Annotated in this window: 19 protein-coding genes; 6 read left to right on the forward strand and 13 right to left on the reverse strand. The window is 66.4% G+C overall.

Annotated elements, in window-relative coordinates; all coding sequences use genetic code 11:
- Window positions 1-129: 129 nt before the first annotated feature.
- From EPL01_RS14360 to EPL01_RS14395, 8 genes are read right to left on the reverse strand one after another with little or no spacing between them, the layout of a single operon-like run.
- Entirely contained in the window at window positions 130-1,218 is a 1,089-nt protein-coding gene (locus EPL01_RS14360) for a GNAT family N-acetyltransferase (RefSeq protein ID WP_135825964.1), read from the reverse strand.
- The gene (locus EPL01_RS14365) at window positions 1,215-2,252 is read right to left on the reverse strand and encodes a polysaccharide deacetylase family protein (protein WP_210424152.1); all 1,038 of its coding nucleotides are present in this window, start codon (window positions 2,250-2,252) and stop codon (window positions 1,215-1,217) included. Before EPL01_RS14365 ends, EPL01_RS14360 begins: the two co-directional genes overlap by 4 nt.
- Complete coding sequence (gene wecB / locus EPL01_RS14370; protein ID WP_135825965.1) at window positions 2,245-3,306, reverse strand: non-hydrolyzing UDP-N-acetylglucosamine 2-epimerase; 1,062 nt, start codon at window positions 3,304-3,306, stop codon at window positions 2,245-2,247. The genes EPL01_RS14365 and wecB overlap by 8 nt, the downstream gene beginning before the upstream one ends.
- Complete coding sequence (locus EPL01_RS14375) at window positions 3,303-3,737, reverse strand: hypothetical protein (protein ID WP_135825966.1); 435 nt, start codon at window positions 3,735-3,737, stop codon at window positions 3,303-3,305. The genes wecB and EPL01_RS14375 overlap by 4 nt, the downstream gene beginning before the upstream one ends.
- Before the next feature lie 3 nt (window positions 3,738-3,740).
- Window positions 3,741-5,090 carry a nucleotide sugar dehydrogenase gene (locus tag EPL01_RS14380; protein WP_135825967.1) on the reverse strand — a complete coding sequence of 450 codons (1,350 nt, stop codon included), beginning with the start codon at window positions 5,088-5,090 and terminating at the stop codon, window positions 3,741-3,743.
- The gene (locus tag EPL01_RS14385) at window positions 5,087-6,163 is read right to left on the reverse strand and encodes a Gfo/Idh/MocA family protein (protein WP_135825968.1); all 1,077 of its coding nucleotides are present in this window, start codon (window positions 6,161-6,163) and stop codon (window positions 5,087-5,089) included. Before EPL01_RS14385 ends, EPL01_RS14380 begins: the two co-directional genes overlap by 4 nt.
- Entirely contained in the window at window positions 6,153-7,241 is a 1,089-nt protein-coding gene (locus EPL01_RS14390) for a DegT/DnrJ/EryC1/StrS family aminotransferase (protein ID WP_135825969.1), read from the reverse strand. The genes EPL01_RS14385 and EPL01_RS14390 overlap by 11 nt, the downstream gene beginning before the upstream one ends.
- Window positions 7,238-7,858, reverse strand: coding sequence for an acyltransferase (locus EPL01_RS14395; protein ID WP_135825970.1), 621 nt, complete (start codon window positions 7,856-7,858; stop codon window positions 7,238-7,240). Before EPL01_RS14395 ends, EPL01_RS14390 begins: the two co-directional genes overlap by 4 nt.
- A gap of 453 nt (window positions 7,859-8,311) precedes the next feature.
- Between EPL01_RS14395 and EPL01_RS14400 the strand changes: the two genes are divergently transcribed.
- Together EPL01_RS14400 and glmM are read left to right on the forward strand one after the other, a co-directional pair.
- Window positions 8,312-8,872: a DUF7344 domain-containing protein gene (locus tag EPL01_RS14400; protein WP_135825971.1), complete on the forward strand. Its 561-nt coding sequence runs from the start codon at window positions 8,312-8,314 to the stop codon at window positions 8,870-8,872.
- A gap of 4 nt (window positions 8,873-8,876) precedes the next feature.
- Window positions 8,877-10,208: a phosphoglucosamine mutase gene (glmM, locus tag EPL01_RS14405; RefSeq protein ID WP_135825972.1), complete on the forward strand. Its 1,332-nt coding sequence runs from the start codon at window positions 8,877-8,879 to the stop codon at window positions 10,206-10,208.
- A gap of 69 nt (window positions 10,209-10,277) precedes the next feature.
- On the opposite strand, the gene EPL01_RS14410 is transcribed toward glmM, so the two are convergent.
- The 3 genes from EPL01_RS14410 to EPL01_RS14420 form a co-directional block, all read right to left on the reverse strand.
- Window positions 10,278-10,505, reverse strand: coding sequence for a hypothetical protein (locus EPL01_RS14410; protein ID WP_135825973.1), 228 nt, complete (start codon window positions 10,503-10,505; stop codon window positions 10,278-10,280).
- Complete coding sequence (locus EPL01_RS14415; RefSeq protein WP_135825974.1) at window positions 10,495-10,722, reverse strand: hypothetical protein; 228 nt, start codon at window positions 10,720-10,722, stop codon at window positions 10,495-10,497. The genes EPL01_RS14410 and EPL01_RS14415 overlap by 11 nt, the downstream gene beginning before the upstream one ends.
- Before the next feature lie 1,131 nt (window positions 10,723-11,853).
- Window positions 11,854-13,377, reverse strand: coding sequence for a right-handed parallel beta-helix repeat-containing protein (locus EPL01_RS14420; RefSeq protein ID WP_135825975.1), 1,524 nt, complete (start codon window positions 13,375-13,377; stop codon window positions 11,854-11,856).
- Between the two features lie 239 nt (window positions 13,378-13,616).
- Here EPL01_RS14420 and EPL01_RS14425 point away from each other — a divergent pair, with 239 nt between their 5' ends.
- The 4 genes from EPL01_RS14425 to EPL01_RS14440 all read left to right on the forward strand — a co-directional run bounded on the left by EPL01_RS14425 (window position 13,617) and on the right by EPL01_RS14440 (window position 18,649).
- The gene (locus EPL01_RS14425) at window positions 13,617-15,251 is read left to right on the forward strand and encodes an alkaline phosphatase family protein (RefSeq protein ID WP_135825976.1); all 1,635 of its coding nucleotides are present in this window, start codon (window positions 13,617-13,619) and stop codon (window positions 15,249-15,251) included.
- 10 nt (window positions 15,252-15,261) lie between these two features.
- Window positions 15,262-16,284 carry a lipid II:glycine glycyltransferase FemX gene (locus EPL01_RS14430; protein ID WP_135825977.1) on the forward strand — a complete coding sequence of 341 codons (1,023 nt, stop codon included), beginning with the start codon at window positions 15,262-15,264 and terminating at the stop codon, window positions 16,282-16,284.
- A 171-nt stretch (window positions 16,285-16,455) separates the two neighbouring features.
- Complete coding sequence (locus EPL01_RS14435) at window positions 16,456-16,680, forward strand: hypothetical protein (protein WP_135825978.1); 225 nt, start codon at window positions 16,456-16,458, stop codon at window positions 16,678-16,680.
- 271 nt (window positions 16,681-16,951) lie between these two features.
- Complete coding sequence (locus EPL01_RS14440; protein WP_135825979.1) at window positions 16,952-18,649, forward strand: alkaline phosphatase family protein; 1,698 nt, start codon at window positions 16,952-16,954, stop codon at window positions 18,647-18,649.
- 638 nt (window positions 18,650-19,287) lie between these two features.
- On the opposite strand, the gene EPL01_RS14445 is transcribed toward EPL01_RS14440, so the two are convergent.
- Both EPL01_RS14445 and EPL01_RS22735 read right to left on the reverse strand, forming a co-directional pair.
- On the reverse strand, window positions 19,288-19,488 hold the full coding sequence (locus tag EPL01_RS14445) for a XapX domain-containing protein (protein ID WP_135825980.1): 201 nt from the start codon (window positions 19,486-19,488) through the stop codon (window positions 19,288-19,290).
- 551 nt (window positions 19,489-20,039) lie between these two features.
- On the reverse strand, window positions 20,040-20,216 hold the full coding sequence (locus EPL01_RS22735) for a DUF7556 family protein (RefSeq protein ID WP_449272273.1): 177 nt from the start codon (window positions 20,214-20,216) through the stop codon (window positions 20,040-20,042).
- Between the last annotated feature and the right edge of the window lie 118 nt (window positions 20,217-20,334).

Raw genomic sequence — 20,334 nt, forward strand, 5'->3', positions numbered from 1 at the left:
CGACTCGGAGAACGTTGTCCGATTTCGCAACTAGTTAGGCCGCGTCAATCGGCGGAAAACAGTTCAGACGGCTAAGTTGTCTGTCCGGCGCGAGCTACTGGTTCCGGACTGGTTCCGGTCCGCCCCGAGCTACTGAACCAGCTTGTAGGCGCGCTTGGCGACGTTCATCGCCGCACCGGGCGATTCGACGACGTAGTACGGCACTAAGTCCGCGCCGAACTTCGCCTTGTACCGACAGAGGCGCTCGGTGTTCGCGCCCATCAGGTCGTACTTCGTGACCGACTCGACCGGCGGGTCCTCGACGAGGTCCTCGATGAGTCGCCAGTGGATGAAGCTGTTGACAGCGGTGCCCTCGTAGATTGCCTTCGCGCCGCCCTGCCAGAAGTAGGCGTGGTCGTTCGAGTACAGCGCCGTGATACCCGAGAGGTACTCGCCGCCTCCGTCGCGGGCGACGTAGGCCCGAGCGCGGTCCTCGGCCGAAAGCGCCTCGAAGAGGTCACGGACGTACTCCCACGTCAGGCCGAAGGGTTCGTCCTGCTCGGCGAACCGGCGCTGGGTGGCCCGATAGATTTCGCGGGCACCCGACAACCCCTCGGTCTCGACGGTCACGTCGAGGTCCTCGGCGTCGCCGATTTCTCGCCGCAAGCTCTTGGAGAAGGATTTTTTGACCTCCTCGGCCTCCCGGCCCTCCAAGTCGAGGAAGTAGGTAAAGTTCGGTTCGACTTGGAGGTTCCCCCACGAGTAGGGTCGGGGGTCGCCGTAGGCCGCGTTGCACTCCATCCGAAAGAGGGTCAGCCGCGAGTCCACGTCGAGGCGGTCCACCACCTTTTCGGCCATCGGCGACTCGACGCCGACCTCCGCGAGTCGCCGGTCCAAGTCGAGGTCGGTCCCGACCTGCTGGAGGACCTTCTCGGTGAACTCGTTGTTGACTTTCTCCTGCTTGCGACGCTTGGGGCTCGTCGGCATCAGAATCGGCCCGAGCCGGGGGATGCCCAGACTCGGCGGGGGCGACGTGACCGCGGTCCCGACCGACTTGCGCTGGACGAAGACGGGCAGCAGCGCGATGGGCTGTTGGCCCTTGAACCCGCCGAACAGCTTCATCTCGGCGTCGGTGTGGTCCGCGACCACCTCCAACGCCTCGGGTCGGTGGAACACTTCGTATCCGTCGCTCGGCAGCGCCGACTCCCACTCCGACAGTTCGAGTTGCTCGACTCTCATCCTGTTGGCTCGGTGTTCAGGCCGGTTTTCACTTTGTTATCCCCCGCCTGTTCCGGTCGTAAGCGACACCTGTCGGCGCTCTCGCCGTCTACGACTTCCGCCTCGTCGCCCGCCTCGGACGCCTCGGCGGGATGGTCCATCATCGCGTAGTAGTCGGCGGGTGCGCCGACCCACGCGCCCATCTCCAAGGCCGTCTCGATGAGTCGCCGGTAGAGTCGCCGGTAGCCGGGGAAGTCGGTCCGGTTGAACAGTCTTGGATGCCAGAGCGCAGACATCACGGCGTCGTTCTCGGCGGCCTCGGAGAGCAGCGCCTCGCACTCGGCCCACGCCGCCTCGTACTCCTCGCCGGGGTCCGGCAGCGCGCACTCCATCACCGTCAGCGGGAAGACCACGAACTCGTCGTCGAAGGGTCGGAAAGGAAGGTACTCCTCGAAGCCGAACGTCTCGCTGGAACCGGGGCTGGCGTCGTACTTCAGGCCGATGTCGCGGTGGTGGTCCCACGTCTCGGGTCCGCGATTGAGGTGGTGCTGGCGACCGCCGGTCACCGACTCGCCCAGCGCCAGCTCCAGCATCGTCTTCTCGGTCTCGAGGCGGTCCCTGTCGTCGTAGGAGTCGTACGAGCCGTGAAGCCCGACTTCCCATCCGCCCTCGTTCAGGCGCTCCAGTAAATCCAGCATCTCGGGAGTTTCGAGGCTGTACCGACCGAAGTGTTCGACCCAGTAGAACGGACTCAGCCAGTCGCGCGGCGAGCGTTCGAGGAGGTGGCGCTCTCGCAGGAAGTAAAAGGACGACCGCACGTCCAGCGACTCCTCCAGTTCCATGATGTCCTCGAACGTCCACCACGGGTTCACGCTCGGCCGGAGCGCCCGCAGCTGGCTCAAATCGCGGTGTTCGACGGCGTGGTACGCCGACTGAATCGACTTGTACGGCCGGTCCACGTCGTGGGTCAACAGGAGCGCGAACTCCGAGTCCGCGACGGCGGAGGGCCGACCGGCAATCTTCGGATTCGACTGATGTGGCTCTCGTTCAGGCATCGTCCAGCAGGCGAGTCACGTTCGCGGCGGCGTCCCCGTCGCCGTAAGGTCGGGGCTTTTCGGCGGGGGCGTCGGCGGTCGCCAGCGCGCGCCGAATCGCCTCGCCGTCCGCGCCGACCAGCGTGTTCCACCCGGCCTCGACGGTCTCGCGCCACTCGGTCTCCTCGCGCATCGTCACGCACGGCGTGTCGAGGAAAAAGGCCTCCTTCTGGACGCCGCCCGAGTCGGTCGCCACCACGTCGGCGCAGTCCTGCAGTCGCACGAAGTCGAGGTAGCCCGCGGGGTCGATGAGCGTCAGCTTCTCTTCGGCGTCCTCGCGGATTCCGTATTCCTGCATACGGTTTATCGTCCGCGGATGGGCGGGCAGGACGACCTCTCGGGGGTCGTCGGCCAGCGCGTCGAGGAGGCCCGCGAGTTTGTCGGGGTCGTCGGTGTTGCCCGCGCGGTGGACCGTCGCCAGCACGTACTCGCTGGGTTCGAGGTCCAACTCGTCCAGAATATCGGAGTGGTCCTCGGCTCGGTCGCGCGCCCAGAGGACGGCGTCGTACATCACGTCGCCGGTGTTGTGGACCGCGCCCGGCACCGACTCCTCGCGCAGGTTCTCGACAGCGCGCCGGGAGGGCGCGAACAGCAGGTCCGCGGCGTGGTCGGTCAGCACGCGGTTGATTTCCTCGGGCATCGACCGGTTGTAGCTCCGGAGTCCGGCCTCGACGTGCGCGATGTCGGTGTCCATCTTCGCGGCCGCGATAGCCGCCGCCAGCGTCGAGTTGGTGTCGCCGTAGACCAACACCGCGTCGGGGTCCTCGGCCTCGATGCGCTCTTCGAGTCCGGCCAGCATCTCGGCGGTCTGGGCACCGTGGCTGTCGGAACCGACCGCGAGGTTGTCGTCGGGTTCCGGGATGCCCAGCTCCTCGAAAAACACGTCGGACATCTCCTCGTCGTAGTGCTGGCCGGTGTGAATCAGGACCTCGTCGTGGTTGCGCCGGAGTTCACGGGAGACCGCCGCGGCCTTGATGAACTGCGGGCGCGCGCCGACCACGGTCAGGACCTTCATCGGCCGCTCACCTCCTCGGCGTCGCTTTCGCGGCGCGAGTCGGCGTCGAGTTCGTCTTCGCCGCGGTCCTCCTCGGACTCGCCCGTCACGTGGAGGGGTTCGTTCTCCGCGGCGTCGAAGACGACCGCCAGCGCGGTCGTCACCGCTCCGCCCAGTACCGTCGAGGAGTCGCGCCCTCTCGGACGCTCAGTTCGAGCAATGTTCATAATTGTTTCGCTACCTTTTGTAATTGTTTTGATTGTGAATACATTTTCTTCCCGATTCGATTCGTTGCTTTCGTCCGCGCCGCTGGTTTCGTCGGATTCGCCCGCGCTCTCTCCGCCGCTTCCGGCCGTCTCTGGCGAGACGGCCTCGCTCCCGCACCGGAACGGGAGCGAGAACGCGGACGAGGAGGCCCGAGTCACGGCGGCGACGGTGTTCTCTGCGAACATCGGTTACCCGCTCCCGATGGTGTAGACCCGGTGGTCGGTGTCGCCCAAGTCGAGGCTCTGGCGGCCGTCCACGACCACCAGCGGGTCGAATCGGTCCCACGCGAGCGTCTCGAACTCGTCGTGGGGCGTCACCAGCACCACCGCGTCGAGTTCGCGGTCGTAAAGCTCATTCTGCGATACCATTTCGGCGTCGAACGCCTCGGCGTCGTCGAGCATGGGGTCGACCGCCAGCACCTCAGCGCCGAGATTCCGGAGGTCTTCGGCGATGGGACCGGCGGGCGTGGCGCGGGTCTCCTCGACGCCGGGCCGGTAGGTCAGCCCGAGGATTGCTACGGTGGCGTTCTCCGGGTCCTTCCCCTCGGCGTCGAGTTCGCGGGTCAGCGTCTCGACCGCAAAGTACGGCATCGAGTCGTTGACCTCGCGGGCCGTCTCCAGCAGGGGCGAGTCGGTCTCGAACCCGTTGATGACGAAGTAGGGGTAGTAGGGGATGCAGTGGCCCCCGACGCCGACCCCCGGCGCGTGGATGTCGCAGAACGGCTGGGTGTTGGCCGTCTCGATGGCCTCGTTGACGTCCACGCCCATCTCGTCGGTCAGCGTGGCCAACTCGTTGGCCAGCGCGATGTTCACGTCCCGATACAAGCCCTCGAACACTTTCACGGCCTCCGCGGTCGTGGCGTCCGAGACGGCCAGCACCTCGTTGTCGGTGATTTCGCCGTAGACGAGTTCTGCGACTCGCGTAGCCTCGTCGTCCACGCCGCCGACGACCTTGGGGTACGCGCCCCGGATGTCTTCGAGCGCCCGCCCGCTCGAGGTCCGCTCCGGGCAGAACGCGAGTCCGAACTCGCCGTGGCCCGCGGCGTCTTCCAGAAGCGGCTGAAGCACGTCCTCGCACGTTCTAGGCGGGACGGTACACTCCACGACGACGAGGTCGCCGGGGTCGAGGCCAGACCCGATGTCCTCGGCGACCGACCGCAGGATGGAGAGGTCCGCCTCGTGGTCGTCGGTGATGGGCGTGGGCACGATGACGACGTGGACCGCGGCGTCGTCGGCGGCCGCGGCGGGGTCGTCGGTGGCCTCGAACGCGCCGGACGCGACCGTCTCGGCGACGAGTTCCGGCAGGCCGGGTTCGCGCTTGACGTGGCACTCCCCGGCGTTGATGGTCTCGACGACTTCCGAATCGACGTCCGCACCCACGACGTTGCCCGACACGTCGGCGTAGACCGCTGCGAGGGGCAGGCCCATCTTGCCGAGGCCGTAGACCGCGACCGGAACCTGCCCCGAACGGAAGGCCTCGCGCTGGTCGTCGGCCGGGGCGTCGTTGCCGTAGAGATGCGCGACTTCTTGCAGGCTCACCGGGCGCTCACCCCGGCTTCCTGTTCGTCCTCGGGCGCTTCCTGCTGGTCTTCGTCCGCTTCCTGTTTGCCTTCAGCCGCTTCCTGCTCGCTTTCGGTCGTGTTCTGCTCGTCGCCGCCAGCGATGCGGTCGATTTTTCGGGCGACTTCCAGCACTCTGAGTCCGTCCTCGCCAGAGACCACCGGGTCGCCCTCGCCGGTCGCCGCGGTGACGAACGCTTCCAGTTCGTTCTTGAGCGGTTCGCCGGTCTGGACCGTCGGGCGCTCTACGATGGACTCGTGGCGGTAGCGCACGTCGCCGTTGTCCTCGATGTATTCGGGCAGCGAGTGGCGGTGAATCTCGACCGACCGGTCGATGTAGTCGACGTTGACCCGGCACTCCTCGGCGGTAATCGAGAGCGTTCGGACCCGCTGTTGGGTCACTCGACTCGCGGTCAGCGAGGCGACGGTCCCATCGCCGAATTCGAGGTCGGCGGTCGCATACTGGTTGTTCTTGACGCCGTGGGCCGTGATTTCGGCGGGCTCCTCGCCCATCGTCGCCAGCACCACGTCGATGTCGTGAATCATCAGGTCCAGCACCGCGCTCTCGTCGACCTGCCGACCCTCGGGCGGCGGCCCGAGTCGCTCGGCGTCGATGGCGATGACGTCCAAGTCGGCCACGATGTCCGCCAGCGTCCGAATCGCGGGGTTGAACCGCTCGACGTGGCCGACCTGAATCGTCACGCCCGCCTCGTCGGCCTTCTCGATAAGCTCGCGCCCGACCGCGGGGTCGTCCACGAAGGGCTTCTCGACCAGCACGCTCACGCCGTGGTCGATGCACTCCTCGGCGAGGTCGGCGTGGAACTGGGTCGGCACCGCGATGGAGGCCACGTCCGCCGCGCCGACGAGTTCCTCCATGCTCATCGCGCGACTCCCGTGGTCCTCGGCGACCTCGCGGGCTTGCGCTTCGTCGACGTCGTAGACGCCGACGAGGTTCACGTCGGGGAGTTCGCTGTAGACTCGCGCGTGGTGGCGACCCATTGCCCCGACGCCGATGACGGCGGCGTTCGTCGAATCAGGAAAGTCAACACTCATATTCGGTGATGGCAGAAGCGATAGTTCGGAGGTTCTGTTCGGAGACGTTCGGGTGAACCGGCACCGAGAGCGCCCGCTCGGCGGTTCGCTCGGCGACCGGCGCGGCGTGGTCTACCTCCTCGTAGGCGGCCAGTTCGTGGATCGGCGTCGGGTAGTAGACTCCCGTGCCGACCCCCGCGTCTTCGAGGTGGTCGGCCAGTCCCGCCCGGTCGTCGGTCCGGACGGTGTACTGGTGGTAGACGTGGCGGCGCTCGTCGGGTTCGGTCGGCGTCACCACGTCGGCGTCGGCCAGCGCGTCGGTCAGGTAGGCCGCGTTCGACCGCCGGGCCTCGTTGTAGTCGGGCAGGCGGTCGAGTTGGATGCGACCGATTGCGGCCGCCATCGAGGTCATCCGGAAGTTGTGGCCGGTCCGGACGTGTTCGTACCCGCCCTCGGGCGGCCGACCGTGGTTGATGAAGCTCTCGGCGGCGTCGGCCACGTCGTCGCGGTTGGTGGTTATCATCCCGCCCTCGCCCGTGGTCATGTTCTTGGTCGGGTACATCGAGAAGCAGGCCGCGTCTCCGAGCGACCCGACCTTCAGCCCGCGGTACTCCGCGCCGTGGGCCTGCGCCGCGTCCTCCACGACTGCGAGGTCGTAGTCGTCGGCGATGTCCAGCAGGTGGTCCATGTCGGCGGGAAGCCCGTAGAGGTGGACCGGCATGATTGCGGCCACGTCGTCCTCGCGGCGGACGACCTCCTCGACCGCGGCCGGGTCGAGGTTGAAGGTGTCCGGGTCGATGTCGGCGAAGACGGGCTGTGCGCCCGCCAGCCGAACCGAGTTCGCGCTCGCCACGAACGAGAACGGCGTCGTCACCACCTTGTCACCCGGCCCGACGTCGAGCGCCTCGAAGGCGGCGTGGAGGGCGGTCGTCCCGTTGCTCGTGGCGACGCCGCGCTCGGCCTCGCAGAAGTCGGCGAACGCCTCCTCGAACTCGCGGACTTCCGGACCGTCCGCGATGTGGCCCGACTCCATGACCTCGCGGACCTGCTCGATTTCGCGCTCGCCCAGCTCCGGGTCGGCGATGGGAATCTCGCTCATGCTATCTGGTTCCCCCCTTCCAACTCCTCGGGAAGCGAGCGGAACTCGGCGGGCGCGCCCACCGCCAGCGTCTCGGGCGGCACGTCCTCGGTCACGACCGCACCCGCGGCGACGAACGAGCCTTCGCCGACGGTCACGCCGGGCAGCAAGGTGGCGTTCGCGCCGATAGAGACGTGATCTTCGAGGGTCGGCCCCTCCAACTCGAAGTCCTTGCGAATCGGGTAGGCGTCGTTGGTCAACACCGCCTTGGGACCGACGAACACCTCCGACCCGATGTCGGTGTTCGTCGGGACGTAGACGCCCGTCTGGAGGCTGACGTGCGACCCGATTGTGGTCGTCCCGTCGACGACGGTGTTGGTGCCGACCACCACGTCGTCGCCGATGGCGGTGTCCTCTCGCACGAGGACGTTGTGACCAGTGGTGAAGTCGTCGCCGATTGTCACGTCGGCGTAGACGATGCTTCCGGCGCGAACGGTCGCGCGGTCGCCCAGCACCGGCGGGGAGGCCTCCTCGCGGTGGCGGTGGCCGACCGTCGCGGCGGGGGAGACCTCGCAGTCGTCGCCGAGTCGGGGGTCGAGTCGGTCGTCGGCTTCCGACCGGGGGTCGGCTTTAGCCACGGGGGGTCACCTCTGTTCGGTTGCGGGGGACCGGTCGAACGGTTGACGTCGGTAACGGAATCATAGTAGGTCAGTCGATTTGCCCGGCCGTACCGCCGGACGGAGGGCCGGGCGTTATTGACTCCATGCCTTGCTCACCTCTTTGTTATACGCTGCTTGGTGAGTGAGTATCTGGGGCCTATCCCACGTTTTCCGGCCGAATACGCGGGTTTTCGTTCTCGTCGTCAGTCGTCGGTCAGGAACGTTTCGCGGCTCCGGAACGTTGGGGATAATCCCTCGGTAGCCCCGGTCGGACCCGATATACTATCGGATTACCCGCGGGCAGCAACTGGGTAACAAAGTGCCAACGCGGTAATATCAGGGGTATGCGGCGGTCTCACCTGCGGACATCCTCCCAACCCGGTGGCTCTGAGCGTGTATCGCCTCCGACGACCTGCCGAATACCACGGGAGCATGTCTCGCGCTGACGAGCTCTCTCAGGACGAGGTCTTCGAGGTCCTGAAGAGTCCACGACGACGATATGCTCTCTACTACCTCCGTCAGGAGGGCGGCGAGTCCGAACTCTCGGACCTGACCGAACAGGTCGCGGCCTGGGAGAACGAAACCACGCCGTCCGCGCTCTCGACAGAGCAGCGCAAGCGCGTGTACATCTCGCTGTACCAGACCCATCTCCCGAAACTCGACGAGGCGGACATCGTCGAGTACGACCGCGACGAGGGCATCGTCCGGCTCGGCGACCGGGCCTCGGACCTCGACATCTATCTGGGCGACGTGTCCCGCGAGGAGTTCCCGTGGGACCGATACTATCTCGGGCTGGTAGCCGCCAGTTCGCTGCTGGTGGCCGCGGTGTGGCTCGACATCTACCCCTTCGGTCTCATTCCGGGTCTCGTGCTGGCGACGCTCATTCTCGTGGTGTTCGGCGTCTCGGCAATCGTCCACTACCTCAAGTATCGACGCGGCGGCGACGTCGGCACGCCGCCCGAACTACATCGCGCGAACGGACAGGAGAACTGAGTAGATGTTCGGAACCAGCGGCATCAGAGGACGAATCGGCGACGAAGTGACCTGCGACCTCGCCTTGTCGGTCGGACGCGCCCTCGCCAGCGACGGCTACGAGACGGTCGTCGTCGGCAGAGACGCCCGCGAGAGCGGTCGGATGCTCGCCGACGCCGCGGCGTCCGGACTCCGAGAGTGCGGCGCGGACGTGATTCGACTCGGGGAGGCCGCGACCCCGACCGTCGCCCGGAGCGTCGGGTGGTTCGACGCCCACGCGGGCCTGATGGTGACGGCCTCGCACAACCCGGCCCCGGACAACGGCATCAAGCTCTGGAACCCCTCCGGGCAGGCCTTCGGCGAGGGCCAGCGCGAAGCGATTTCGGCTCGCGTGCGCGAAGAAGAATACGACCTCGCGTCGTGGGACGAACTCGGCGAGCAGGACCGGCGGGACGACTCGACCGAGCGCCACGTGACCCCGACCGAGCGCCACGCCGACGCGCTGGTCGAGGCCGCGGGGTCCGGCGACCTCGACGTCGTCGTGGACGCGGGCAACGGCACGGGCGGCGTGACTGCCGAGGCGCTCCGGCGGTTGGGCCACGAGGTCCAGACCCTCAACGACCGGCCCGACGGGACCTTCCCGGCGCGGCCGAGCGAACCCACCGCCGAGAACTGCCGGGCGCTGACCGAGTTCGTCGCCGCGAGCGACGCCGACCTCGGCATCGCCCACGACGGCGACGCCGACCGGATGCGGGCGGTCACCGAGTCGGGCGAGTTCGTCTCCGGGGACCTGCTTCTGGCGCTGTTCGCCCGCGAGGCCGCCGGTCCCGGCGACGAGGTCGCGGTTCCGGTCGATACCAGCCTGACGGTCGCCGACCTGCTGGAATCGCAGGGCGTGTCGGTCTCTCGGACGCGCGTCGGAGACGTCTACGTCGCCGAGCGCGCGACCGACCCCGGCGTGGCGTTCGGCGGCGAACCCAGCGGCGCGTGGATTTGGCCCGACGAGACGCTGTGTCCCGACGGCCCGTTGGCGGCGTGTCTCCTCGCGGAACTGGTCTCCCGGCAGGGGTCGCTGGACAGGCTGGTCGGCGAAGTCGAGACCTACCCGCTCCGGCGCGGGAACGTCGAAGTTGCGGAGAAGGCCGAAGTCATGGCGCGAGTCCGCGAGGAGGTACTTGCCGAGTACGACGACGTCGAGACCCTCGACGGCGTGCGGGTCGGCACCGACTCGGGGTGGTTCTTGGTGCGGGCGAGCGGGACCCAACCGCTGGTCAGGGTGACGGCGGAGGCCAGAAGCGAGGAGCGCGCGGACGAACTGTTCGCAGAAGCCAGGCAGTTGGTCGAAGCGGCGAGGTGAGTCGAAGCGGCGAGGTGAGTCGAATCGGCGAGGTGAGTCGAGTCAGCGAGGTGAGTCGAAGACGCTCAGTCAGATGCGGTCGGCCACGTCGCAGACCGAGCAGGCGTCCGCGACGATGAACGCTTCGTCGCGGAGCATCTCCTCTTCTTCGGGCAGGAACATCAGGTGGCCGCGGTCGTCTTTCCGGGCGCGGATGACCTCCCAGTCGTCGAGTTCGTAGCCGAGGTGTTCCGGGTCGGGGTCCCGAGGCACCTCCTGCCAGTCGCCCTCGGCGGTCTGGGCGTTCTTAGGAGCCATACTGCACCTCCGAGGAGGATGCGCCGGTGCCAGCGGCGGTGCGTTGCGTCTCGATAGCGAAGTCAGAGAGAGTGCCGGAGGACGAGACCGCGGGCGTGCCAGCCGCGGTCTCGGCCCCGCCGACCGTCGCCGGAGGAGCGCCTGCCAGTTGGAGGTCCGAACGACGGTCGAGGGCGGTTTCGCAGTCGAAGTCGCGTGCCGTATCGTCGCGTGCCATGCAGTCTTCAATGCATGATTACCACTTGAAAAAGGTACCGACTTCATTTCAATGTGAGCTTGCCGATTTAAGTATAGTGGCCGAACGCTCGGCGTGGCCGCCTCCCGCTCGCACCGCGCCTATTCGAGGGGTAGCGCCCGACCAGTATAAGTTCTCCCCCGAGAAAACCGGCCGGTAATCCTGGCTTTACCGGGCGGATTTCTGACGGAACTGCGTGCAACGGTACTCTGACTGACGGGGTTCGGTGCTGGTCGAGGGTGTTCGAGGAGGCCTGCTCCTCGACTGCGGCCGAGAGTCGTGACTGGTCGGCGTGGGGAGTCTCCTCGCGGGAGTGTTTGGGGCCTCGGGTTCGCGGGCGTTCTGCTGGCCTCAAGCCCGCAAGGGTTCTGCTGAAACCATGCCCGATTCACGGGACTCACCCCGGTCTACCTGCCGGTCCCACATCAAGATTTCCGCCGACCCGCGATACCTCGAACCCCGGGGCGACGAAAACCAGCGCCGCGCGCGTCGGACCTCGACGGGTCGAGGTCCGACGACGCGCTCGTTCGACCACTATTTCCCTTCAAGAGACAACTCTATAATTACTTAGCCAAACGAATAAATTCTAAAAGAATTGTATAGGTTGCTCCATCCCAGCTAATCACTACCGGCGGAAAATCGGACGAGGAGTAGCGAAACAGGAGAAGGACGCCATCGAGCGGGAAGAACCTAGCGAGAGGGGGAAAGTTGGGGGCGTCGAGGGAGGTCTGGGTGAGTCGCCGCGGGGGACCGTGGGAGAGGTGCGGGATTCCGCGTGGGAGAAGCGCGGAATCGCGCGTCGAAGCGGCGCGGAGCGCCGCGAACGAGGGAGTCGTCTGGGGGAGTCGCGTGGGGAAGGTCGTCGGGGGCGTCGCAGGCGAGAGGGGAGTCGTGGGAGGGCCACGGAGGCGAGGACCTCGGCGGCAGTACGGCGAGAGGGGTCGCCGCGTCGGGGGCGTCGCGTGAGGGAAGGCCGTCAGCGAGAGACTGCGAGGGAGTCGCGTGGGAAGAGTGGGAGAGCGCCAGCGGGCTGCCGGAGGGAGCGCCAGCGGGAGACCGCGAGGGGGAACCGTCGTTGCGACCGGGAGAGGCCGTTGCGACCGGAAACCCGGATTAGGCGTCCTCGACGCGGACGTTGGCCGGGCCGTCGAGCGAGAAGCCGGTGACATCGCCCGAGAACCGGTAGCCGTCCTTGCCGTCGAAGACCGCGCCGGAGATTTTGCCGTCCTCGACGGTGTCGCTGGCCTGCACCGACCCGAGGTCGGTGGCCTTGCGAGCCGTGCCGCTGACCGTGAAGACGTACTCGCTGACTTGGCGACCGCTGTCGCTCCCGTCGATGACCAGCTTCTTCGAGAGGGTCAGGTCCGAGGGCGCGACTTCGCTGTCGTCGTAGCGGACCGTCCAGACGCTCTCGTCGAGGTCCATCGCGGTAATCGCGCCGTCCACGAGGAAGGCGTCGCCGTAGCCGTTGCCCGCGACGCCCGAGACCGTCACCGTGCCGTCGCCGTTGTCGGTGACCTCGTCGGCCTCCTCGGCGAGGGGGTCTGCGCCGGAGGTGCGCTTGCGGACGCTGCCGTCCACGGTGAACTCGTACTTGACGCGCGAGGCGCTCTCGTCGGGCACGAGTTCCAGCGGCGTCCCCTTCGCGTCCTGCTTCTGCTGGGTGGTGTCGGGCGAAGTGGACGACGGAGAGGTGGTCGAGGACGAGGAGCTAATCTCGCCGGAGGCGGCCTCCTCGGCCGACATCGGGACGCTGTCGGGCGGCGTCAGGTCGGGGGTGCCCGTGACGTTGACCTCCTCGACCGGTCCCGTGATGGAGCCTTCGACTCGGCAGTTCTTGAGCGTGCCAGAGCCGCTGTCGCTGGCGAAGACGGCGTGAGAGCCGCTGACCGAGATGTCGCAGTTGATGGCCTTGAGGCCGGACTGCTCTTTGAACCAGATACCGCGGGCGTTGGTCTGGCCGTTCTGGTTCGCCGGGACGGCGTCCTGACTCTCGACGTGGACGACGCTGTCTTTGATGTAGCTGCCGGGCGTGCCGAGTCGGCAGTTCTCGATGTTGTTGTTCTTCAGGTAGGCGTTCTCGACCTGCGTGACGCCCATCGTCTGCTTGACGTGGTTGCCCGCGTGGGACATGTACATCCCGTCGGCCGCCCAGCCCTGGATGTGGATGTTCCGGATGGTGACCGTGCCAGCGTTGGCCCAGTCGGAGACGGCGGCGTGACCGCAGCGGTCGGCCGCGCCGTCGCCCATGTAGATGTTCTCGGCGAGCGCCTCTCCGCCGTCGGTGCAACGGAGGTAGAACGTGCCGTAGGTGCCGTCCATGTTGTCGTTCTCGCCCTTCACGCCGACGTTCCGGACCGTCCAACCGCTACCCTGGGTCATCAACTTCACGTGCGCGCCGTCGGCCGTGATGTCGATGAGTTTGTTCTCGAAGGTCTCGCCGGGGCCGACCTCGATGACCTTCTTGGAGTTCGCGGGGACCTTGATGGTGTCGTAGGAGGCCGCCGCCGCGGAACTGGTGGAGACGCCTGCCGCCCCTACCGACGCGGCCGCCGCGCCTGCGAGTTTGAGGTACGAGCGTCGGTCGAGGAGCGATTGTTCCGAACTGCGTTCGCGTGCCGTATCGTCGCGTGCCATGTAATTCTCAATGCGAGCCTACCTATTCATAAAGGCTTCGACTTTGCTTCAATGCTACATTACTGATTTAAGTGCTTTGGCCGATTTCGAAACAGTCGGGAGGGTTGGGCTGTCCCGAATCGAAACAGTCCGTTTCTCGGCGGTAATCCAAGGTTAACCCGCGATTACGGGGATAGGTCGTGTTTGGACCGTGACAGACGGCGCATAACAAAGGCCGAACGCACGGTGGGAGACGATACATGGCTGACCGCCCGCAGACGAGCATGCAGACCCTCTTGGTCGGGTTGGACGCCGGGTGTCGGTCCGTCCTCGAACCCCTGTTCGAGGCCGATGCGGTTCCTCATCTGGAGTCGGTCTTCGATACCGGTACTGCCGGACCGCTGGCGTCTCAGACCCCGCCGTGGACGCCGAGCGCGTGGCCCTCGCTCTACACCGGCACGAACCCCGGCAAGCACGGCGTGTTCGGATTCCTGACCTTCGACGGCTACGACTGGGACGTGGTGAACGCGACCCACGTTCGCCAGCACACCCTCTGGGAACTGCTGGACGAGCGCGGCAAGTCGAGCGTCGTGGTCAACGCCCCGGTCACGCACCCGCCGCGAGCAATCGACGGCGCAATCGTGCCGGGATACACCGCGCCCGAGGAGCCGGACTGCCACCCGGAGGGCCTCCTCGACGACATCCGCGAGGAGGTCGGCGAGTACCGAGTGTACGCGCCCCGGGACGCCGACGGCCCGGAGAAGGTCAGGTGGTACGAGCGACTGGTCGAGATGCGCGGCGAGGCGTTTCGCTACCTCGCAGACCGGTTCGACCCCGAGTTCGGCTTCGTCCAGTTCCAGCAGACCGATACCGTCTTCCACGAGTTCCCGGGCGACCACGGCAAGGTCCGGGCCGTCTACGAGGCGGTGGACCGCCAACTCGGGACCATCCTCGAGAAGTGCGACCCGGACACCGTCGTCGTCGCCAGCGACCACGGCATGGGCGAGTACACCGGTCACGAGTTCCGACCCAACGAGTTCCTGCGCCAGCAGGGACTGGTCGAGACCACCACCGAGGGCGAGGGGATGCCCACGTGGTCCACCATCGCCGACAACCAGCTCCAAGACGGCAAGGAGGGCAAGACCGAGGCCGACGACGGCCCGGACCTCCTCCGGCGCGGCATGGCCGGACTCGCCAGCGTCGGCGTCACCAGCCAGCGCATCCACGCCGCGCTCGACGCGGTCGGACTGGCCGACTTCGTCGCCGAGCGCGTCCCGACCGACGTCGCCCGCGCGGCCTCCGAGCAGGTCGATTTCCCGTCCTCGAAGGCCTACATGCGCGACCGAATCGAACTGGGCATCCGAGTCAATCTCGAAGGCCGGGAACCCGACGGCGTCGTCTCCGAGAGCCAGTACGACCGGCTCTGCGACGACCTCGTGGCCATGCTCTCGGAGGTCACGACGCCCGACGGAAAGCCGGTCTTCGAGGAGGTCGCCCGGCGCGAGGAGGTGTTCTCCGGTCCCTACGTCGAGGAGGCCCCCGACGTGATTACGATTCCGCGCGAGTACGACGAGTTCCTCTCGACCAGAGTCGGCGACGGTCAGTTCGGCCCGCCGAGCGAACCCTACAACCACAAGCGCGACGGCATCGTGGCGGTGTCGGGGACGGGGGTGGACCCGACGGCGGACCTCTCCGGCGCGCACCTGTTCGACGTGGCTCCAACGATTCTGGCGACGATGGGTCTCCCGGCGGGCGAGCGCATGGACGGCCAGACCCTCCCCGCGGTCGAGTCGGTCGGCACGGAGCGGTACCCCGCCTTCGACGCGGGCGAGCAGGAACGGACCGACGACGACGAGGTCGAGGCGCGACTCGCCGACCTCGGCTATCTCGAATGAATTTCCAACGATGAGCGTTAGCATTCTCGACAACGACGGTATCAGCATCGGACCCGCGGACGCCTTCGACCACCACGAGTGGAACGACCTCGTGGAGCGGTCGCCACAGGCCAACGTCTTCCACTATCTCGAATCGCTCCGAGCGCAGGCCGACCACGCCGACGCGAGGCTTCACCTCCTCGTCGGCTACAAGGGCCACGAACCGGTCGGCATCTTTCCGGTCTTCGAGAAGCGCAAGGGCGGGATGAGCATGGCGTTCTCGCCCGCGCCCTCCCTGTGGGTCTCCTATCTCGGTCCCGCGCTCCTGAACCACCGCAAGCTCAAGCGCCGGAAGCGCGAGCGCCGGACCAAGCGGTTCGTCCAAGGCAGTCTCGACTGGATAGAGCGACAACTCGGCCCGAAGTTCACCAACGTCCGGACCGACCCGGCCTATCGGGACGTCCGGCCCTTCGAGTGGCGCGACTTCGAAATCGACGTGCGCCACACCTACGCGGTGGACATCACGCCGGGCGAGGAGGACGTGCTGATGTCCTTCTCCAGTGACGCCCGGAACAACATCCGGACCGAGGGCGACTATCGGGTCTACGAGGGCGGCCCCGACGAGATTCGAGCAATCGTCTCGCAGGTCAAAGAGCGCCACGACGAGCAGGGCGAGAGCTACGGCGTCACGCCCCGGTTCGTGACCGACCTCTATCAGAATCTCCCCGAGGGCGCGGTCCGGCCCTACGCCTGCGAAATCGACGGTGAAATCGCTGGCGGGATGATAGCCCTCGAGTTCGGCGATACCGTCTACCGGTGGCAGGGCGGCGCGAAACACGACCACGACCTGCCGGTCAACGATTTGGTGGACTGGGAAATCATGACCGACGCGATGGACCGCGGTATCGAGCGTTACGACCTCGTGGGCGCGAACGAGGAGCGACTCTGCGGCTACAAGGCCAAGTTCGCCCCGGAACTCCGGTCGCACTACGCCATCCAGAAGGGCAACAAGGTCACGAACGCCCTGTCGAGCGTCTACCAGAAGCTTCGGTAAGAAAACCAAGGCGGAACTGCCAAAGCTTTTATCTTCTTTTATCTCGTAAAATAATTATGAACTAAGCAAGGCGACAGACGCATCACTCCGGCTCCGACTGGCTCGTCGCTCTCGCGGTCGTCCGCCGTGGCGGGGTGGGTATCGAGCGGCAAGCGACTCCGGTCCCCAAGCATGACCTCCGACACCGACTCCGATTCCGACCGCGAGGGCGGGCCGCTGGTGTGGGCCAAGTTCCGCCTGCGCGTCGAGCGAGCGTCGGTCCCGACCCTCGGCGAGTTCGAAGGGCTGCGGCTGGTGGTCGAGACCACCTCCGGCGGTCGAGTGGCGAAGCTACTGGTCCTCGTCGTCCTCGCGCTCGTCGCCGCGTACTTCGGTTTCGTGCCGACGCCGTGGTAGCGCGGTCGATAACTCGGACCTGCCGACCGCTACAGGAGCGGCGTAACCCCGGTAGCTCGGCGTCAGCCACCGCGTTCCCCCGATTTTCGGAAATCAGGTTCGGGCTGACGCCCTTCAGGTGCCGCGTGCGCTCGGCGGAAGTAACGACACGTCTCTCGCGGGACGAAATCGTTAGCCGAACGATGTGTTCGACCTAAGCGCCAGAGAACAATGGCCCGAGCGTCCGTGGGTTGTGTCGAGAGCGGTCGAAGACATCGACCGCGGGAGATCGATGTCGAGCAACAACAGAACAGTCGTCCTCGGATTCGACGCGCTGGCGTTCGACTACTTAGACGAGTTCTCCTCGTCGCTCCCCAACTTCGGGGCGCTTCGAGAGTCGGGCGTCGAGGCACCGCTAACGTCGACCTTCCCGCCGTGGACCGGGAGCGCGTGGCCCTCGATGTTCACCGGCACGGACCCGAGCCACCACGGGACCTACGGCTTCTTCCACCACACCGACCGCTACCCGGACGAGGACGTGCTGGTCACGCGCGATCACGTCCGCGAACCCGCGGTCTGGAACTACCTGACCGCGATGGACGAACCGGTCGTCGTCCTCAACGTCCCGGTCACGCACCCCGCCGAACCGGTCGAGGGCGTCCTCGTGCCGGGGTATCTGGCCCACGAGGAGGACGCGGGTTATCCCGAGGGCGTCCGCGACGAGATCTCGAAGGCCATCGGTGAGGAGTACCGCATCTACTCGGCGGCAGAGACCGGCGACGACCACGGCGACAAACGCGAGAGCTACCTCGACGTGATTCGGATGCGCGGCGCGGCCGCCGAGTACCTCCTGACCGAGTACGACTGGCGGGTCGCGGTCGTCCAAGTCCAGAAGACCGACACGGTGTTCCACGACTTCGGCGACCGCGAGACCTTCCGGCGGGCCTACGAGCGGGCCGACGAGGTCCTCGGTCGGGTGCGGGAGGTCGCTGGCGACGCCAACGTGGTGATCTGCTCGGACCACGGCATGGGCGAGGTCGACGGCTACACGGTCTACCTCAACGAAATCCTGCGCGACGAGGGGTTCGTGGAGACCACGACCGACTCCTCGCGGCCGAGTCTGATGACCGAGAAGGCCGCGCTGACCGGCGACGGGGGTGGCGGAGGGGCCAGCGGAACCGGCGACGGGAGCGGCGCGAGCGAAGCCGCTGCAAGCGGTCCCTCCGTCACCGGTCGGGTCGTCTCGGCCGCGACCGGGGCGCTCGGTCGAGTGGGCATCTCGCCGGGCGACGCCTACGCGATGGCGACGCGACTCGGCGTGGGCGACCTGCTGACCGAAATCCTGCCCTACGAGGCGGTGTCCGCCGCCAGCGAGGGCGTCGATTGGGCCGAATCGACGGCCTACTGCCGGAGCGTCGAACTCGGCGTCCGGGTGAATCTGGCAGGCCGGGAACCCTCCGGCGTCGTCGCGCCCGAGGAGTACGAGTCGGTCCGAGACGACCTGATTCGGACGCTCGCTTCCCTCCGGACGCCGGACGGCGACCCGGTCTTCGAGTGGGTCCGGCGGCGCGAGGAGGTCTACGACGGCCCCGACGCCGAACACGCATGCGACGTGCTGTTCATGCCCGCCGACATGAACCACGTCCTCAGCACCAACCTCATCGGCCAGCAGTTCGTGCCCCTCGACGACCACGACCACAAGCGCGAGGGCGTCTTCATCGCCGACGGCCCGGCGTTCGAGACGGGCGAGGAGGTGCAGGCACTCCTCGGCGACGGCCTCTCGCTGACCGACGTGGCACCGATTGCGATGGCCGCGGCCGGTCTCGACGTGCCCGCTCGGATGACCGGCGAGGTCCCGGCGGACTTGCTCGGGGAGTCGGTCGCGCGGGCCGACTACGGCGAGGTCCCCTTCGGGACCGAATCGGGAGCAGTCGGCGAGACGGACGACGGGTCGGTCGAGGACCGACTCAGCGACCTCGGCTACATCTAACTACGCTCTGCGTCCCGCTTTCGGCTGTTTTTCTGGGGTTTTGGTTCTATCTTCGATTTCTGGTGTGGGGGATTCGGCTCAGTGTGAGGTGATAACTAGAGTCTCTGGCGCGCGCTGGCGCGACCTCGTGTCGCGCCATCGGCGTGCGAGGGATGAGTAGCGCAGGGTGTGAGCGAAGCGAACCCCGAGCAACGCAATCGGTTGGGGAGGACGTGGCCCGCGGTCGCGGTGCGGTTGCGGTAGACGCCTAGGCTTCGGGAGTAGCTAGCTCTACTTCACCCCAAACGCCGTCCCACGCTAACTCCGCAAACCAGCGACTCTCGCAGAGCAACTAACTCGCTCTCTCCTCGACCATACCCCCGACACGTCAGCCGAGGAGTCACAACGATGCAACTCACTCCAATGGCTCAGCCCTCTCGGGGTAGTCGGACTGGCGGTCCCCGGCCCGACCTCCGAGCGACCACACGAAACGTCCGACACCAGTTGGTCCCGGCTTCGTACTTGAACCTTCGTGACGCTCTAAAGCAACCAAAACAATTCCTTAAGAACTAAATAGTTATCTCTAACAACCAAGAACAATTCTTTCTCTGGAAGCACGCCCGCGAAAACTCGAAACTCAAACGCTTGCAAACCGCCTTTCACCCGGCCAGACCGAGCATCGAGAGGAGGTCCACGCCGACGTCGAAGTACTCGACGGCCCGGTAGCCGATGTAGATGCCGACGATGCCGACCACGCCGGGGAGCTTCGGCGGCGCGGGCATCGGGATGCCGAGGAAGGTGAACAGCGCGCCCGTGAGGAATCCGGTAAGGAGGGCGAAGAGGGTGAGTGTGACGTTCATCGGGTTCTGGGTTTGCGATTGGGAGAAAAGCAGTTTGTGATTCTGGATGCAGGAAGGAGACCAAGGGAAGCGGTTTGAGTGCGAGTACGAACGTGAGTTCCGGACTCGACAACAACCGAGACCGAGAACGCTTCTTGAAGCCCCCGCCCGGTCGCGGTCGCTCTGCGGCATATCCGACGGACGTAGTTGCGACGGATAGAGGCCGCAGAGCGACTGAAGTAAACGCGACCGGGCGGCCCCTTCATCCACCCGACGAGGTTCGACTGGTCGAGCACATCCTCGTGGAAGGGGCACCGAGCGTGGGCCTCAGACCTCCCCAACCTCCTCCTTCGCTCCCGCTGGTCGCTCAGTCGTCCCTCGCGCGGTTCGGCGCGGCCACGAGAGGCCGCGCCGTGGGAGGCAAGCTCCCACGAGCCTTGCCTCACTTCGCTCGGCAAGACGCCAGCACGCGCCGAGAAAGAAGTTCCACTACGCGAGACGCTCTGAGATGGTCTATCGAGAAACTGCCGTGCCGGACCGAAAACCGAGGAGAAGGAGGGCTGGTTATCGAGCTATCGCCACTGCGAGAGGGTGTGCGACTCCTCGAACGGCATCGCCAGATACGCTTCGTCGTTCGAGACGTCGGCGATGACGGTCGTGCGCTCGTCGTCGCTGTCGTCGACAGCGAACATGACTTCTCCCTCTTCGAACGATTCGTCGAGGTCGGCTGTGGGGATTGTCCAACTCAGGGTAGATCACCGTCGTTCGGCGTGACGTACTCAGTTTTAGCTGCGGTAGCCTCTTTAGTATACACCTCACTCCCATCCGTAACGGGACGTTACGGCCAGCGTACCGCCGCAAAACGAT

The organism is Halorussus ruber (assembly GCF_004765785.1).
Lineage (GTDB): Archaea > Halobacteriota > Halobacteria > Halobacteriales > Haladaptataceae > Halorussus > Halorussus ruber.